This window comes from Allobosea sp. AK1 (assembly GCF_006714945.1).
Taxonomy (GTDB): Bacteria; Pseudomonadota; Alphaproteobacteria; order Rhizobiales; family Beijerinckiaceae; genus Allobosea; species Allobosea robiniae.
In genome coordinates, this window is the sequence record NZ_VFMG01000001.1 from 1839811 (window position 1) to 1854046 (window position 14236).

At 66.8% G+C, this 14236-nt stretch carries 16 protein-coding genes; 14 read left to right on the plus strand and 2 right to left on the minus strand.

The genetic code is table 11. The annotated features are described in order from the left end of the window. Positions 1-188: 188 nt before the first annotated feature. The 4 genes from phnC (at position 189) to phnE (FHT98_RS09230) (ending at position 3905) form a co-directional block, all read left to right on the plus strand. Entirely contained in the window at positions 189-1007 is an 819-nt protein-coding gene (gene phnC, locus FHT98_RS09215; RefSeq protein ID WP_061971361.1) for a phosphonate ABC transporter ATP-binding protein, read from the plus strand. A gap of 77 nt (positions 1008-1084) precedes the next feature. Then, positions 1085-2014 carry a phosphonate ABC transporter substrate-binding protein gene (phnD, locus tag FHT98_RS09220; protein ID WP_142113832.1) on the plus strand — a complete coding sequence of 310 codons (930 nt, stop codon included), beginning with the start codon at positions 1085-1087 and terminating at the stop codon, positions 2012-2014. Between the two features lie 158 nt (positions 2015-2172). Then, positions 2173-3054, plus strand: coding sequence for a phosphonate ABC transporter, permease protein PhnE (gene phnE, locus FHT98_RS09225; RefSeq protein ID WP_142113833.1), 882 nt, complete (start codon positions 2173-2175; stop codon positions 3052-3054). Beyond that, complete coding sequence (gene phnE, locus FHT98_RS09230; RefSeq protein WP_142113834.1) at positions 3051-3905, plus strand: phosphonate ABC transporter, permease protein PhnE; 855 nt, start codon at positions 3051-3053, stop codon at positions 3903-3905. The genes phnE (FHT98_RS09225) and phnE (FHT98_RS09230) overlap by 4 nt, the downstream gene beginning before the upstream one ends. 118 nt (positions 3906-4023) lie before the next feature. Here phnE (FHT98_RS09230) and phnF read toward each other — a convergent pair whose 3' ends face one another. Then, positions 4024-4767, minus strand: coding sequence for a phosphonate metabolism transcriptional regulator PhnF (gene phnF / locus FHT98_RS09235; RefSeq protein WP_091860084.1), 744 nt, complete (start codon positions 4765-4767; stop codon positions 4024-4026). Positions 4768-4855: 88 nt separating this feature from the next. Here phnF and phnG point away from each other — a divergent pair, with 88 nt between their 5' ends. Genes phnG through FHT98_RS09275 form a run of 8 tightly spaced genes read left to right on the plus strand, consistent with a single transcriptional unit; the run spans position 4856 to position 11299 of the window. Further along, positions 4856-5287 carry a phosphonate C-P lyase system protein PhnG gene (gene phnG, locus FHT98_RS09240; protein ID WP_142113835.1) on the plus strand — a complete coding sequence of 144 codons (432 nt, stop codon included), beginning with the start codon at positions 4856-4858 and terminating at the stop codon, positions 5285-5287. Beyond that, positions 5287-5889, plus strand: coding sequence for a phosphonate C-P lyase system protein PhnH (gene phnH / locus FHT98_RS09245; protein WP_142113836.1), 603 nt, complete (start codon positions 5287-5289; stop codon positions 5887-5889). The genes phnG and phnH overlap by 1 nt, the downstream gene beginning before the upstream one ends. Beyond that, positions 5889-7001: a carbon-phosphorus lyase complex subunit gene (locus tag FHT98_RS09250; protein ID WP_142113837.1), complete on the plus strand. Its 1113-nt coding sequence runs from the start codon at positions 5889-5891 to the stop codon at positions 6999-7001. Before phnH ends, FHT98_RS09250 begins: the two co-directional genes overlap by 1 nt. Continuing rightward, positions 6998-7921, plus strand: coding sequence for an alpha-D-ribose 1-methylphosphonate 5-phosphate C-P-lyase PhnJ (locus tag FHT98_RS09255; RefSeq protein ID WP_282568646.1), 924 nt, complete (start codon positions 6998-7000; stop codon positions 7919-7921). Before FHT98_RS09250 ends, FHT98_RS09255 begins: the two co-directional genes overlap by 4 nt. Beyond that, a complete protein-coding gene (gene phnK, locus FHT98_RS09260) occupies positions 7918-8724 on the plus strand; it encodes a phosphonate C-P lyase system protein PhnK (RefSeq protein ID WP_113584529.1) in 807 nt (268 codons plus the stop codon). Before FHT98_RS09255 ends, phnK begins: the two co-directional genes overlap by 4 nt. A 45-nt stretch (positions 8725-8769) precedes the next feature. Next, positions 8770-9465: a phosphonate C-P lyase system protein PhnL gene (gene phnL, locus FHT98_RS09265; RefSeq protein ID WP_113584530.1), complete on the plus strand. Its 696-nt coding sequence runs from the start codon at positions 8770-8772 to the stop codon at positions 9463-9465. 2 nt (positions 9466-9467) lie between these two features. Next, complete coding sequence (locus FHT98_RS09270; protein WP_113584531.1) at positions 9468-10607, plus strand: alpha-D-ribose 1-methylphosphonate 5-triphosphate diphosphatase; 1140 nt, start codon at positions 9468-9470, stop codon at positions 10605-10607. After that, a complete protein-coding gene (locus FHT98_RS09275) occupies positions 10604-11299 on the plus strand; it encodes a DUF1045 domain-containing protein (protein WP_248309186.1) in 696 nt (231 codons plus the stop codon). The genes FHT98_RS09270 and FHT98_RS09275 overlap by 4 nt, the downstream gene beginning before the upstream one ends. Here the strand turns inward: FHT98_RS09275 and phnN are convergent. Next, positions 11296-11895 (minus strand): phosphonate metabolism protein/1,5-bisphosphokinase (PRPP-forming) PhnN, encoded by a 600-nt coding sequence (gene phnN, locus FHT98_RS09280; protein ID WP_113584533.1) that lies wholly within the window; start codon positions 11893-11895, stop codon positions 11296-11298. The genes FHT98_RS09275 and phnN overlap by 4 nt on opposite strands. Here phnN and FHT98_RS09285 point away from each other — a divergent pair. Both FHT98_RS09285 and FHT98_RS09290 read left to right on the plus strand, forming a co-directional pair. Continuing rightward, positions 11894-12517, plus strand: coding sequence for an LbetaH domain-containing protein (locus tag FHT98_RS09285; protein ID WP_113584534.1), 624 nt, complete (start codon positions 11894-11896; stop codon positions 12515-12517). The genes phnN and FHT98_RS09285 overlap by 2 nt on opposite strands. A 195-nt stretch (positions 12518-12712) precedes the next feature. Next, positions 12713-14230, plus strand: coding sequence for a globin-coupled sensor protein (locus FHT98_RS09290; protein WP_162260146.1), 1518 nt, complete (start codon positions 12713-12715; stop codon positions 14228-14230). The last annotated feature ends 6 nt before the right edge of the window (positions 14231-14236 follow it).

Genomic DNA, 14236 nt, shown 5'->3' on the forward strand with positions numbered 1-14236 from the left:
ATTCTGGAGACCTCACGAAACGTTGACCGGCTCCTGAGGTGGCAAAATGCTCCTTTCGGGGCCTTCCCAGGCCGTCATGTGCCTGTCATTCGCAGCCGATAGGGCTCGCAGCAATCGAGACGCCTGACCCTCCGGCCCCGGCCGGACGGGAATGCGCTCATGCCCGTATCGTGCCCGAGAACCTTTCCATGCTGCGCATCGAAGGCCTGACCAAGCGCTTTGGCGACAGGAATGCGGTCGACACCGTGACCCTGACCGTCCCAAAGGGGGAGATGGTCGGCGTGATCGGCCCCTCCGGCGCCGGCAAGTCGACATTGCTGCGCATGCTGAACCGCCTGACCGAGCCGACCTCCGGCAAGATCGTCTGCGAAGAGCAGGACGTTACCGGCCTGAAGGGCGCCTCGCTGCGGCGCTGGCGCCGCGACACGGCGATGATCTTCCAGCAGTTCAACCTCGTCGGCCGCCTGGACGTGCTGACCAATGTCCTGCTCGGCCGGCTGAACCACCGCTCCGCGGCTCTGACGCTGGTCAAGAGCTTCTCCGAGGACGACAAGATCCGCGCCATCGCGGCACTCGAGCGTCTCGATATGGGTCATTTGCTGGCGCAGCGCGCCGAGACGCTTTCGGGCGGCCAGCAGCAGCGCGTCGCCATCGCCCGCGCGCTCGTCCAGGAGCCGCGCATCATCCTGGCCGACGAGCCGATCGCCTCGCTCGACCCGCGCAACACCCAGGTCGTCATGGACGCGCTGTTCCGCATCAATCGCGAGGACGGCATCACCGTGATGTGCAACCTGCACGACCTCGACATCGCCGCGAAATACTGTGACCGCCTGATCGGCATGTCCGCCGGCAAGGTCGTGTTCGACGACGTGCCGCAGGCGCTGACCCGCGAGGTCGCCGCCGAGCTCTACGGCATCGAGGCCAAGGATGCCGGCGCCGAGGCGCTGGATGCGCTCGATGCCATCGCCGCCTCCGAGGCGAAGCGCGTCCGCCAGAAGATCGCCTGATTTCCAGAGATCGCCGGACCGGCCTGAAGGCCGTCGCCGCGAGAAGACCATCCGACCTACAACGCAGGAGCACATCGATGCTGACCCGTCGTCATACCCTCAAGCTCGCCGCCGCCGGCCTCGCGCTCGCCGCCAGCCAGTCCTTTAGCGATCTTGCTTTCGCACAGGATTGGAAGGCGAAGTATCCCGAGCTCGTCTTCGCGATCATCCCCTCCGAGAACGCCTCCGGCGTTACCGAGCGCTACACCCCCTTCGTGCAGTATCTCGCCAAGGAGCTCGGCACCAAGGTCACCTTGCGCATCGCCAACGACTACGCCGCGATCATCGAAGGTCAGCGCGCCGGCAACATCCACATCGCCTCCTACGGCCCGGCCTCCTTCGCCCGCGCCCGCATGACCGGCGCCAGGACCGACGCCTTCGCCATCGAGACCAATCTCGACGGCACCAAGGGCTACCACTCGGTCTTCTACGTGAAGAAGGACTCGCCCTATCAGAAGGTCGAGGACCTCAAGGGCAAGAATCTCGGCCTCGTCGACCCGAACTCGACCTCCGGCAACAACGTGCCGCGCTTCGTGCTCAACGGCATGAAGATCGAACCGGAAACCTTCTTCTCGAAGGTCGTCTATACCGGCAGCCATGAGAACGCGATCATCGCGCTCCAGCAGGGCACCGTCGACATCGCCGCCAACTGGTGGAACGACGAGCAGGAATCCAACCTGCAGCGCATGGCCCGCAAGAACATGGCCAAGGCCGACGATTTCCGGATCATCTACAAGTCCGAGCAGATCGTGAACTCGCCGATGGCCTATCTCACCGACCTGCCGGAAGAGCTCAAGGCCAAGATCCGCGACGCGGTGCTGAACCTCGCCACCAAGGACAAGGCCGCCTTCGACAAGATCTATGAAGGCAAGCAGGGCCCGCTCGTCGCCGTCGGCAACGAGGCCTATGACCCGATCATCGAGCTGAACAAGTTCGTCGACGACCTCCGCAAGAAGAAGTCGTCGTAAGCAGCACGCCTGCTCTCGCCGTCATGGTCGGGCTTGTCCCGACCATCCACGTCTTCCCTGCCTTCCGCAGCGCTCAAGACGTGGATGCTCGCCACAGGGGCGAGCATGACGGCAGCGGCGCTGCCTAGCGCCCTCTCCGGCAACGGACGCAAGATTTCATGACCCTCGCGATCGACCGCAACGACCCGGCTATCCGGGCCCATGCCGAGGCCTATCGGCAGGCCGCCTCGGCCAAGCGCCGGCAGGCCCTGATCGGCATCGCCGTCTTCATCGCCTGCGTGCTGCTCTCGGCGCGCGGCGCCGAGGTCGATCTCGCCAGGTTCTTCGAGAATATCGGCCGCTTTCCGAAATACATCTACGAGACGCTGCCGACGCTTCGGTTGAACCGCCTGAGTGCCGACCTCTCCGAGTGGTACTGGGGCCTGAAGGGCTGGCTGAAGCTGCTCTGGCAGACCGTGCTCATCGCCTATGTCGGCACGATCCTCGGTGTCGCCGGCGCCTTCCTGTTCTGCTTCGCCGCCGCCGCCAATCTCGGCCGCGCCACCTGGCTGCGCTTCGCCGTGCGGCGCTATCTCGAATTCTGCCGCACCGTTCCGGAAATCGTCTTCGCGCTGATCTTCGTCATCGCCTTCGGCCTCGGCCCGCTGCCCGGCGTGCTCGCCATCGCCATCCACACCATGGGTGCACTCGGCAAGCTCTTCTCCGAAGTGGTCGAGAACATCGACCTGAAACCGGTCGACGGCATCACCGCCGCGGGCGGCAGCTGGTGGCAGGTCGTGCGCTTTGCGGTGGTGCCGCAGGTGCTCTCCAATTTCGCGAGCTATGCGCTGCTGCGCTTCGAGATCAATGTCCGCGGCGCCTCGATCATGGGCTTCGTCGGCGCCGGCGGCATCGGCCAGGACCTGATCGAAGCCATCCGCAAGTTCTACTTCACCGATGTCAGCGCCATCCTGCTGCTGATCATCGTCGCGGTGATGCTGATCGACTATGGCACCGAGCGGCTGCGCCACGCCCTCCTCAGCCTGGAGCACGGCCGATGAGCCTCGCCCTCTCGACGGCCGAGCGCGCCGACATCCTGCGCCGCCATGAGGCCGCGATCCGCGGCTCGCTCAAGACCAAGCTCGCAACGATCGGCACCATCGCCGTCCTCGCCGGCCTCTTCCTCTACGGGCTGACCACGCTTGAGACTTCGCTCTGGAAGCTCATCGGAGGCCTGGGCAATCTCGGCACCTTCGTCGTGCTGATGCTGCCGCCCGATCCCGGCTCGTTCGCCCGCGCGATCATCTTCGTGAAGGCGCTGTTCGAGACCATCGCCATCGCCTTCCTTGGCACCGTGCTTGCCGCCATGTTGGCGCTGCCGCTCGGCTTCATCGCCGCGCGCAACGTCGTCGCCAACCGGATCGTGCATTTCCTGGCCCGCCGCTCGCTCGACACGGTGCGTGGCGTCGACGCCCTGATCTGGGCGCTGATCTGGGTGAATGTCGTGGGTCTCGGCCCCTTCGCCGGCATGCTAGCGATCATGACCAGCGATCTCGGCGCCTTCGGCAAACTCTATTCCGAAGCGATCGAGGCGGCCGACCGCCGGGCGGTCGACGGCGTCGCCTCGGTCGGGGGCGGCAAGGCCCACGAAATCCGCTTCGGCCTCTTGCCGCAGGTGCTGCCGGTGATCGCGAGCCAGGTCCTCTACTACATCGAGTCGAACACCCGCTCCTCGACCATCATCGGCATCGTCGGCGCCGGCGGCATCGGCCTCTATCTCGCCGAGACGATCCGCACGCTGGAATGGCAGCAGGTCTCCTTCCTGATCCTGCTGGTCCTCGCCGCGGTCTCCGCCATCGACTTCCTGTCCGGGAAGCTGCGCTTCGCGATCATCGGCAAGCGGGCAAGCTGAAGGCGGGGCCAGCCGTCATTCTCGGGCGCAGCGAAGCGAAGACCCGAGAATCTCGTGCAGGAGGGGGCGCCTTTCCGTCCTGAGATGCTCGGGTCAAGCCCGAGCATGACGGTACCCCTCAATCCCCGAACGGCTCGATCACCATCTCCATGCGCTCGGCGGCGAAGACGCTGGAGACCAGATGGATCGGCGTCAGGTCCGGCAGCGCATCGACCGCCGTCGAGATCATCACGGCAGCCTCGGGGGCGATCTCCAACAGCTCCGCCTCGCGCTCATCGGCCAGCCGTGCCGTCAATCGCGTCGACAGGCGCACATAATCCGTGATGCCGTAAATCTTGAAGGCCGCCGTGATCGAGCCCGCCGCATCGCGATAGGCCCTATCGAAATCCGGGAAGCGCTCAACCGAGAGCCAATGCATGCCCGTCCCCATCGGCACGCCATCCGCCATGCTGACACCCTGCACGCACCAGAGCGGCGTCCCGGTCTTGAGCTTGAGCGCCGTGCAGGCAGCCGCCTCGCCGACGACCACCTCGGCCGAGAGCATGCGGCTCGTACCGGTGATGCCGAGCTTGCCCATATTGCTGCGCATGCTGACGCGCCGGCCGATCGGATAGGGCAGGCGCGGCGCCGTCACCTGCGTGCCGCGACCGCGGGAGACCGTCACCAGCCCCTGATCGGCAAGATGGCGGAAGGCCTGCCGCACCGTATGACGATGCACCCCGTAACGCTCCGCCAGCGTGACCGAGGCCGGCAGCGTGTCGCCGAGCTTGTACTCGCCGCGCCCAATCGCATCCGCCAGTTCGTCGGCGATGCGCCGCCAGGCCGTGCCCCCGTCGCGCTCCGCCAGTGCCACATCCGTCATCAAAGTTTCATCCGAAAAGTATAGACCTTTGCCATCAACCTCCTTAGCATAGTCTAGACATTCGGAACTGACCAGCGAGCCCGCGCCGATGACGCAGAAAACCCCGAGGCAAAGCTGGATGGCGACGCTGGCGCGCGCCTCCCGCAGCGAGATCGAAACCCTGCTCGGCGACCCGCCGGACCATGATCTGTTGAAGGCGCCGGAAACCGGCACCGTGATGGTCGAGGGCCGCGCCGGCGGCGCCGGCCGGCGCTTCAATCTTGGCGAGGCCACCGTAACGCGCTGCGTCGTGCGCCTCTCCAACGGGAGGATGGGCTTCTCCTACGCGCTCGGCCGCGACAGCCGCAAGGCGCGACTCGCCGCCCTGCTCGACGCCCGCCTCCAGGACGAGGCCGAAGGCAGCGGCCTGCATCAGGGCATCGCGACCCTCGCCGCACAGCAGGCGGCAGCCCGCGACCTCGCTTCGAGAAAGGCGGCGGCGACCAAGGTCGATTTCTTCACGCTGGTCAGGGGCTCGTGATGCCGACCGAAACCATGATCGCTCCCGGCTTCTCCGATCCGGTCTTCCAGTCGCAGGCCGCCTTCCGCGCCCTGCTCGCCGCCCTCTCCGAACCCGGAACATTACAGCAAGTTGCCGGCGAGATCGCACCGCCGGAAGGCCTGGCGACCGCGACGGCGACCGCCCTGCTGACGCTCGCCGATTACGAAACTCCGGTCTGGCTGCCCGAAGGTCTGCGCAATGGCCCGGCCGGCGCCTGGCTGCGCTTCCATTGCGCCGCTGCGCTCGTCAACGATCCCACTGAGGCTGCTTTCGCTGTCATCGACGGTGCAGCCGACGAGCCCAGGCTCTCGGCCTTCAATCTCGGCACGGATCAGTTCCCGGATCGCTCGACCACAGTGATCGTGCAGGTCGCGGCGCTGGAGGGCGGCCCCGCTCTCACTCTTGCCGGCCCGGGCATCCTCGGCTCACGCAACATCGCGCCGCAGGGGCTGCGCCCCGGCTTCACCGATGAACTGCGCGAGAACGGCGCGCTCTACCCGCTCGGCGTCGATGTCCTGCTCACCCATGGCGAGAGCCTGATCGGGCTGCCGCGCTCGACCCAGATTGAGGAGGCTCGCTGATGTATGTCGCAGTCAAAGGCGGCGAAGCCGCCATCCTCGCCACGCATGATCTCGTCGCCGAAGCGCGTCGCGGCGATCCGGCCGTGCCTGAAATCTCGGTTGCCCAGATCCGCGAGCAGCAGGCTTTGGCCTGCGCCCGCGTGATGAACGAGGGCTCGCTCTACGATCAGGACCTCGCCGCGCTCGCGCTGAAGCAGTCGCAGGGCGACGTGATCGAGGCCGCCTTCCTGATGCGCGCCTATCGCACGACGCTGCCGCGCTTCGGCTCCTCCGAGCCGCTGGACACCGCCGCGATGGCGATCCGCCGCCGCGTCTCGGCGACCTACAAGGACCTGCCCGGCGGGCAGGTGCTCGGCCCGACCTACGACTACACGCACCGTCTCTTCGACTTCGCGCTGATGGACGAAGGCGGGGAAGCTGAGCCCCGCAAGGCGCCCGCCCCCCTCGACGCCGCTATGCCGCGCGTGCCGGATATCCTCGGCGCCGAAGGCCTGATGGAAGCGGAAGAACCACCGGAAGGCGATCCGCGCCCCTTCGACCTGACGCGCGATCCCGTCTCCTTCCCGGCCGACCGCGACGTGCGCCTGCAATCGATGGCGCGCGGCGACGAGGGCTTCCTGCTCGGCCTCGGCTATTCCGTACAGCGCGGCTTCGGCGGCACGCATCCCTTCGTCGGCGAGGTCCGCGTCGGCGAGGTCTCGGTCGAATTCGTGCCGGAGGAGCTCGGCTTCGCAGTCGATCTCGGTGACGTCACCCTGACCGAATGCCAGATGGTCAACCAGTTCCAGGGCTCGAAAGACGTCCCCCCGCAATTCACTCGCGGTTACGGCCTCGTCTTCGGCCATAGCGAGCGCAAGGCGATGTCGATGTCGCTGGTGGACCGTGCACTGAAGGCGCGCGATTTCGGCGAGGCGACCAACTACCCGGCGCAGCAGGACGAGTTCGTCCTCTACCACGCCGATAATGTCGAGGCGGCCGGCTTCGTCGAGCATCTCAAGCTGCCGCACTATGTCGATTTCCAGGGCGAGCTCGAACTGATCCGCCGCATCCGCAAGGAGCGCGAGGAACGGCTTGCTCAAGAGCAGAACGCCATGCCGGAGGCTGCGGAATGACCATCCATCAGATGCCGGCAGATAATACGAAGCCGGCTTACAACTACGCCTATCTCGACGAGCAGACCAAGCGAATGATCCGCCGCGCGCTGCTCAAGGCGGTCGCGGTGCCCGGTTATCAGGTGCCGTTCGGCTCCCGCGAGATGCCCTTGGCCCGTGGCTGGGGCACCGGCGGCATCCAGATCACCGCCGCGATCATCGGCCCGGCCGATACGCTGAAGGTGATCGACCAGGGCGCCGACGACACCACCAATGCCGTCTCGATCCGCAGGTTCTTCGAGCGCACGGCCGATGCCCGCACATGCGAGCCGACGGATGAGGCGACGATCATCCAGACCCGCCACCGCATCCCGGAGGCGCCGCTGAAGCCCGGCCAGGTCATGGTCTATCAGGTGCCCACGCCCGAGCCGCTGCGCCGTCTGGAACCGCGCGAGGCCGAGACCCGCAAGATGCACGCCTGGGCCGAATACGGGCTGATGCAGGTCAAGCTCTACGAGGACATCGCCCGCTATGGCGAGATCACCAAGACCTATGACTACCCGGTCATGGTCAACGGCCGCTATGTGATGGCACCTTCGCCCATTCCGAAATTCGACAATCCGAAGATGCACATGTCGCCCGCTCTCCAACTCTTCGGGGCCGGCCGCGAGAAGCGCATCTACGCATTGCCGCCCCATACCAGCGTGAGGAGCCTCGATTTCGAGGATCATCCCTTCCGCATCCAGAGCTGGACGCAGCCCTGCGGGCTCTGCGGAGCGGGCGACAGCTATCTCGACGAGGTCGTGATCGACGACCAGGGCGGGCGCATGTTCGTCTGCTCCGATAGCCACTATTGCGAGACCCGCCGGGCGGAAGGCCATCGCGGCACGATGCTGGGCGACGCGGCCGCAAGCGGCCTGGTCGAGGAGACCACCCCATGACGCTCCATGTCGCAGCGGCCGAGCTCGCGCTCGAACCCGCCCCCCTGCTTTCCGTCGACGGCGTCAGCCGCTTCTATGGCGAGCGCATCGGCTGTGCCGATGTCTCCTTCGATCTCTGGCCGGGCGAAGTCCTTGGCATCGTCGGCGAATCCGGCTCGGGCAAGTCGACCCTGCTGCGTTGCCTTGCCGGCATCGACAAGCCCGACGAGGGCGAGGTGCTGTTCCGGGGCGGCACGGAGCCGCTCGACATCTATTCGGTCTCCGAGCAGGAGCGCCGCCGCCTGATGCGCACCGCCTGGGGCATCGTGCACCAGAACCCGCGCGACGGGTTGCGCATGGATGTCACCGCCGGCGGCAATGTCGGCGAGCGGCTGATGGATCGCGGCGACCGGCACTACGGTGAAATCCGCGAGCGCGCGCTCGACTGGCTGCAGCGCGTCGAGATCGCCGGTGCCCGCATCGACGACCGGCCGCGCCAGTTTTCCGGCGGCATGCAGCAGCGCCTGCAGATCGCCCGCGTGCTGGTCTCGGAACCCCGCCTCGTCTTCATGGACGAGCCGACCGGCGGCCTCGATGTTTCCGTGCAGGCCCGCCTGCTCGACCTCTTGCGCGTGCTGGTGCGCGACCTTGGGCTCGCCGCGATCATCGTCACCCACGACCTCGCCGTCGCGCGTCTCCTGACCGATCGTTTGATGGTCATGAAGGATGGCCGCGTCGTCGAGCAGGGCCTGACCGACCAGGTCCTCGACGATCCCCACCACGCCTATACGCAGCTTCTCACTTCGGCGGTGCTGAGCGTGTGACCTCGTCACACCCTCGTCACCTCGCCGGCACAAGGCACTGACCCCATGACCACGATGATTCAGGTCGAGAACGTCGCCAAGACCTTCACCCTGCACAACCAGGGCGGAGCGCGTTTGCCCGTCTTCGACAACGTCAATTTCCATGTCGAGGCCGGCGAGGCGCTGGTGCTGGCTGGCGCATCCGGCGCCGGCAAGTCGAGCCTGCTGCGCATCCTCTACGGCAACTACAGGCCCACGAGCGGTGCGATCCGCATCACCCATGCCGGCCGGCCCGTCGACATCGTCGCCGCTGTGCCGCGCACCGTGCTCGACATCCGCCGCCGCACGCTCGGCTTCGTCTCGCAGTTCCTGCGCGTGATCCCGCGCGTCTCGACCCTCGACATCGTGCGCGACCCGCTGCTGGCGCGCGGTGCCACGGCGGAGACCGCGACAGAGCGCGCCAAGGCCATGCTGGCCCGGCTCAACCTGCCGGAGCGGCTCTGGAACCTCGCGCCCGCCACCTTCTCCGGTGGCGAGCAGCAGCGCGTCAACATTGCCCGTTCCTTCGTCGATCCCTCGGCGATTATGCTGATCGACGAGCCGACCGCCTCGCTCGACGCCGCCAATCGCGACGTCGTCGTCGAACTCATCGCCGAGGCGCGCGCCGCCGGCTCCGCCATCGTCGGGATTTTCCATGATGAGGCGGTTCGCGAACGCGTCGCGACGCGCTATCTCGATATCACCGCTTTCCGGAAGGCCTGACGATGCAGACCGTTCTCACCAACGCCAAACTCATTCTCGAGAACGAGGTCGTCACCGGCACGATCGCCTTCGACCAGACCGGCATCACCGCCGTCGACCAGGGCCAATCCTCCCTGCCCGGCGCGATCGATGTCGGCGGCGACTATCTCGCGCCCGGCCTCGTCGAGATGCACACCGACAACATGGAAAAGCACTTCATGCCGCGCCCGAAGGTCTTCTGGCCGAACGGGCTTGCGGCGGCTCTGGTCCATGACGCGCAGATGGCCGCCGCCGGCGTCACCACGGTCTATGACGCGGTCTGCGCCGGAACGCCCTTCTCGGCCAAGGATTACCGCAAGGACATCTTCGCCGACGTGATGAAGTCGCTCGCCTATGGCAAGCGCGAGAACGTCTTCCGCATCGACCATCGCATCCATATGCGCTGCGAGCTGACGAGTCCGGGCCTGCTTGAAGACATCGCCCCCTATCAGGACGACGAACTGGTTCAGCTCGTCTCGCTGATGGATCACACGCCCGGGCAGCGCCAGTGGCGCGATCTCCAGCACCTCAAGACCTATGCCGTCGGCAACGGCAAGACGGTCGCGGAATTCGAGGCCGACGTCGAGGTCCGCCAGCGCGAAGGCGCCGCCAATGTCGCCAGGAACTGGCAGGCCGTGGTCGACATCTTCCGCGCGCGCGGCATCCCGCTCGCCACCCATGACGACACGATCCCCGAGCATGTCGAGGAGGGCGTCGCCTCCGGCGCGGTGATCTCGGAATTCCCGACCACGGTCGAGGCCGCCGCCGCCGCCAAGCAGGCCGGCCTCGCCACGGTTGCCGGCGCGCCGAACGTCGTGCGCGGCGGCTCGCATTCCGGCGGCGTCTCGGTCTCAGAGCTGGCCGAGAAGGGACTTCTGGATGGCCTCTCCTCGGATTACGTGCCGGCGAGCCTGCTCCAGGCCGTGGTCAAGCTCAATGCCGACCATGGCATCGCGCTGCCCGAAGCGATGGGCATGGTGACCTGGAAGGTCGCGGACATCCTCGGCCTCAGCGATCGCGGCCATCTCAAGACCGGGCTGCGGGCCGATCTCGTGCGCTTCAAGGTGCTCGGCGCGACGCCGGTGCTGGCTGCGGTCTGGTCGCAGGGCGAGCGCGCATTTTGAGCAAGCCGCGCTACGCCGTCTATTACGCCCCCGCAGCCGACAGCGCCCTCTGGCGCTTCGGCAGCGCGACGCTCGGCTATGATGCGCTGACCGGCGAGGACCTGCCCTTCGCCGTTCCGCCCGGATGCGATCCGGCGCTATGGCCGGCCTTCACCGAGGAGCCGCGGCGCTACGGTTTCCACGCCACGCTGAAAGCGCCCTTCGAGCTTGCCGATGGCCGCAGCGAGGAGCAGTTGCGCGCCTTCGCTCGCAATCATGCCGCGGGGCTCGATGTCGTTGAACTGGCGGGCTTGAGCGTCGCCGCGCTCGGCTCCTTCGTGGCGCTGACGCCGTCCGAGCCGAGCGAGGCCCTGCAGCGCTTCGCCTTCTCCACCGTGCAGGCCTTCGAGCTTTTCCGCGCGCCGCTTTCCGAAACGGACAAGGCGCGGCGCCTCAGGAGCCCACTCACCCCCGCTCAGCACGCCTATCTCGAAGCCTATGGCTACCCCTATGTCGGCGACGCCTTCCGCTTCCATATGACGCTGACCGGTTCCTTGCCGGGTGACCAAGCAACGCCGGTGAAGCAGGCGCTTGAAACCGCCTATGCTGCAGCGCTTCCCGCCGGTCCGGTCAGGATCGATCGTTTCGCGCTGTTCAGGCAGGATGACCGCACCGGCCGCTTCCGCCTGCTCGATTCCTATTCGTTCGGCTAGGCGTCGTGCCGGCCGAGTGCGCGCAGGACAGCCAACAGTTCCTCCGCAGCCTCGGCGATGCTGCGATCGTTCAGGATCGTGACGATCTCGGCGCGTTCCGCCGTCAGGGGCGCCTCGCGCTTCAGGCGGGCGGCGATATCGGCCTCGCTCTCGCGCCCGCGCGCCGCCAGACGCTGCGCCAGCACCGCGACCGGCGCGGTGATGTTGAGCACCACGACGCGCTGAGCCAATCGCTCCGCCGCCGCGATGGCGCGCCGCGAGACATTGACGATAACCACGGCACCCGCGCCGATGCCCGACAATTCCAGCGCCGGAATGCCGTAGCTCAAACCATGAGCCTGCCAGCTCAGCGCGAGGCCACCATTGGCCTCGATCGTGCGGAACCCCGCCTCGTCGCAAGAATCGTGATCCTCGGCGCCGGCCATGGCCGGCCGGGTGATCAAGCGCCGCGCGAAGCGATAGTCGGGATCGCCGGCGAGGCCCGCCCGCGCCGCATCCATCAGCGTGTCCTTCCCAGCCCCGGAGGGACCGACCACGAGAACGAGCACGCCCGTCTGCACGGCGGGGATCGCGATATCAGGAGAGGATGAGGACATGGCCGCGAAAAAGCTGGGACTCGAACCGCTGATCGACCCGACCGCCCAGGTGAGGCAGGCGACGCTCGGCCGCTACACCGCCATCGGCGCGCGCACCATCTTCGCCGAGTCGACGATGGGGGACTACTCCTATGTCGTGAACGACGCGAATGTCATTTACACGACAATCGGCAAATTCTGCTCGATCGCGGCAATGACCCGGATCAATCCCGGCAATCACCCGATGCATCGCGCCAGCCAGTCGCATTTCACCTATCGCGCCGCCGCCTATTTCGACGATGCCGAGGATGACGAGGCCTTCTTCGACTGGCGCCGGGCCCACGCCGTCACCATCGGCCACGATGTCTGGATCGGCCATGGCGCGATCGTGCTCGCCGGCCGCTCGATCGGCACCGGCGCGGTAGTCGCGGGCGGGGCCGTCGTCACCAAGGACGTCGCGCCCTACACCATCGTCGCCGGCAATCCGGCCCGGCCGGTGCGGCGACGCTTCACTGAGGATGTCGCGGATAGATTGCAGAACCTCGCCTGGTGGGACTGGGAACACACCCGGCTGCGTGCCGCCCTCGACGATTTCCGCAATCTCTCGGTGGAGGATTTCCTGGAGCGTCACGAAGCGGGCTGAACGGCATTTATCCGGTTGTTATTGCGAGATTTTCGAATTCTCAATGCGCCAGCTTCAACTCCAGGCCGGGATAATACGGCTCGGCCTTGTGGAAATTGACCCAGATCAAGACATGCCCTCATAGGTTGTTAACCCTGATGGCCCATGGTCGGGCTCCGGCGGAAGCGGTTTCCGCCTGAGGCTGGGGACCTCCTGATGTCGGCAATGGATCATCTCGGCAAGCGGCTCGCCTTCATGCAGCTCGGCCCGGACGCGCAGGCGCGCATTCGCGACGTCGGCGACGCTCTGGACACGTCGATTCCGGGCGCTCTCGACGCCTTTTATGCGCAATTGCGCGCCTTTCCCGAGACCAAGGCTTTCTTCAGCAACGAACAGCACATCGAAAGCGCCAAGCAACGCCAGGGCAAGCACTGGAGCGGCATCGCGACCGGCACCTTCGACGAGCACTATATCGGCGCCGTCACCCAGGTCGGGAAGATCCATGCCCGCATCGGCCTGGAGCCGCGCTGGTATATCGGCGGCTACGCGCTGATTCTCGAAAAGCTGCTCGCAGGCGTGCTGGAGGCACGCTGGCCGAAGAACGCACTGGGCAGGCGCATGCCCGGCGTCACCGAACGCTCGGCCGAGATCGGCGCCATCGTCAAGGCGGCCATGCTCGACATGGACTATGCGATCACCGTCTATCTGGAAGCCTCGGAGGAAGCCCGCCTGAAGGCCGAGGCCGAGGCCCGCGCCATCGAGCAGGCCAAAGCGGCCGAGCGCGACCAGGCCATCGCCTGCGTCAGCCAGAGCATGGCAGCCCTCGCCGATGGTGACCTGACCTATCGCATGAGCGCCGAGATCCCGGCCGAATATTCCGAGATCCGCGACCATTTCAATGGCGCCATGGCGCGCCTGCAGGAGATGGTCGGTACGATCAAGGCGACCTCGGCCGCGATCTCCTCCTCCTCGCAGGAGATCAGCGCCGGCGCCCAGGACCTGTCGATGCGCACCGAGCAGCAGGCCTCGGCGCTGGAGGAGAGCGCGGCGACGACCGAGCAGCTCGCGGCTTCCGTCAAGACTTCGACCCAGGCATCGCGCGAATCCGTTTCGCTGGCGGACGAAGCCGCCAATGTCGCGCGCACCGGCGGCGACATCGTCCGCGACGCGGTCGAGGCGATGGCGCGGATCGAGGGCGCTTCGAAGCGCATCTCGGAGATCACCGACGTGATCGACGGCATCGCCTTCCAGACCAACCTGCTCGCCCTGAATGCCGCCGTCGAGGCGGCCCGCGCCGGCGATGCCGGACGGGGTTTCGCCGTGGTCGCAGCCGAAGTCCGGGCCCTGGCCCAGCGCTCGGCCGGCGCCGCCAAGGACATCACCGGGCTGATCTCGTCCTCGGACGCGGAAGTGGCCGAGGGCGTCAAGCTTGTCCGCCAGGCCGGCGAGACGCTCGACCGCATCGTCGCAGCCTCCGCCAAGGTCTCCAGCACGGTCGAGGAGATCGCCTCGGCATCCGGCGAGCAGGCCAACGGCATTGACGAGATGAGCCAGACCGTCAGCCACATGGATGAGATCACCCAGCAGAACGCCGCGCTGGCCGAGGAGAGCGCTGCTTCGGCACGGGTCCTGCTCGACCAGATCGACCAGCTCAACCGACTGGTCGCGGCCTTCCGCACCGAGCAGGGCAGCGCGGTTAGCGGCGTCGGCGCGGTGAGGCGGCGCGCGGCCTAGGCTCCG

Coding starts and splice junctions, on each gene's coding strand:
- phnC (WP_061971361.1), top strand. CDS start 189: ATGCTGCGCATCGAAGGCCTGACCAAGCGCTTTGGCGACAGGAATGCG.
- phnF (WP_091860084.1), bottom strand. CDS start 4,767: ATGACGGATGTGGCACTGGCGGAGCGCGACGGGGGCACGGCCTGGCGG.
- phnE (WP_142113834.1), top strand. CDS start 3,051: ATGAGCCTCGCCCTCTCGACGGCCGAGCGCGCCGACATCCTGCGCCGC.
- phnK (WP_113584529.1), top strand. CDS start 7,918: ATGACGCTCCATGTCGCAGCGGCCGAGCTCGCGCTCGAACCCGCCCCC.
- phnH (WP_142113836.1), top strand. CDS start 5,287: ATGCCGACCGAAACCATGATCGCTCCCGGCTTCTCCGATCCGGTCTTC.
- phnD (WP_142113832.1), top strand. CDS start 1,085: ATGCTGACCCGTCGTCATACCCTCAAGCTCGCCGCCGCCGGCCTCGCG.
- phnE (WP_142113833.1), top strand. CDS start 2,173: ATGACCCTCGCGATCGACCGCAACGACCCGGCTATCCGGGCCCATGCC.
- FHT98_RS09285 (WP_113584534.1), top strand. CDS start 11,894: ATGGCCGCGAAAAAGCTGGGACTCGAACCGCTGATCGACCCGACCGCC.
- FHT98_RS09255 (WP_282568646.1), top strand. CDS start 6,998: ATGACCATCCATCAGATGCCGGCAGATAATACGAAGCCGGCTTACAAC.
- phnG (WP_142113835.1), top strand. CDS start 4,856: ATGACGCAGAAAACCCCGAGGCAAAGCTGGATGGCGACGCTGGCGCGC.
- phnN (WP_113584533.1), bottom strand. CDS start 11,895: ATGTCCTCATCCTCTCCTGATATCGCGATCCCCGCCGTGCAGACGGGC.
- FHT98_RS09270 (WP_113584531.1), top strand. CDS start 9,468: ATGCAGACCGTTCTCACCAACGCCAAACTCATTCTCGAGAACGAGGTC.
- FHT98_RS09250 (WP_142113837.1), top strand. CDS start 5,889: ATGTATGTCGCAGTCAAAGGCGGCGAAGCCGCCATCCTCGCCACGCAT.
- FHT98_RS09290 (WP_162260146.1), top strand. CDS start 12,713: ATGTCGGCAATGGATCATCTCGGCAAGCGGCTCGCCTTCATGCAGCTC.
- phnL (WP_113584530.1), top strand. CDS start 8,770: ATGACCACGATGATTCAGGTCGAGAACGTCGCCAAGACCTTCACCCTG.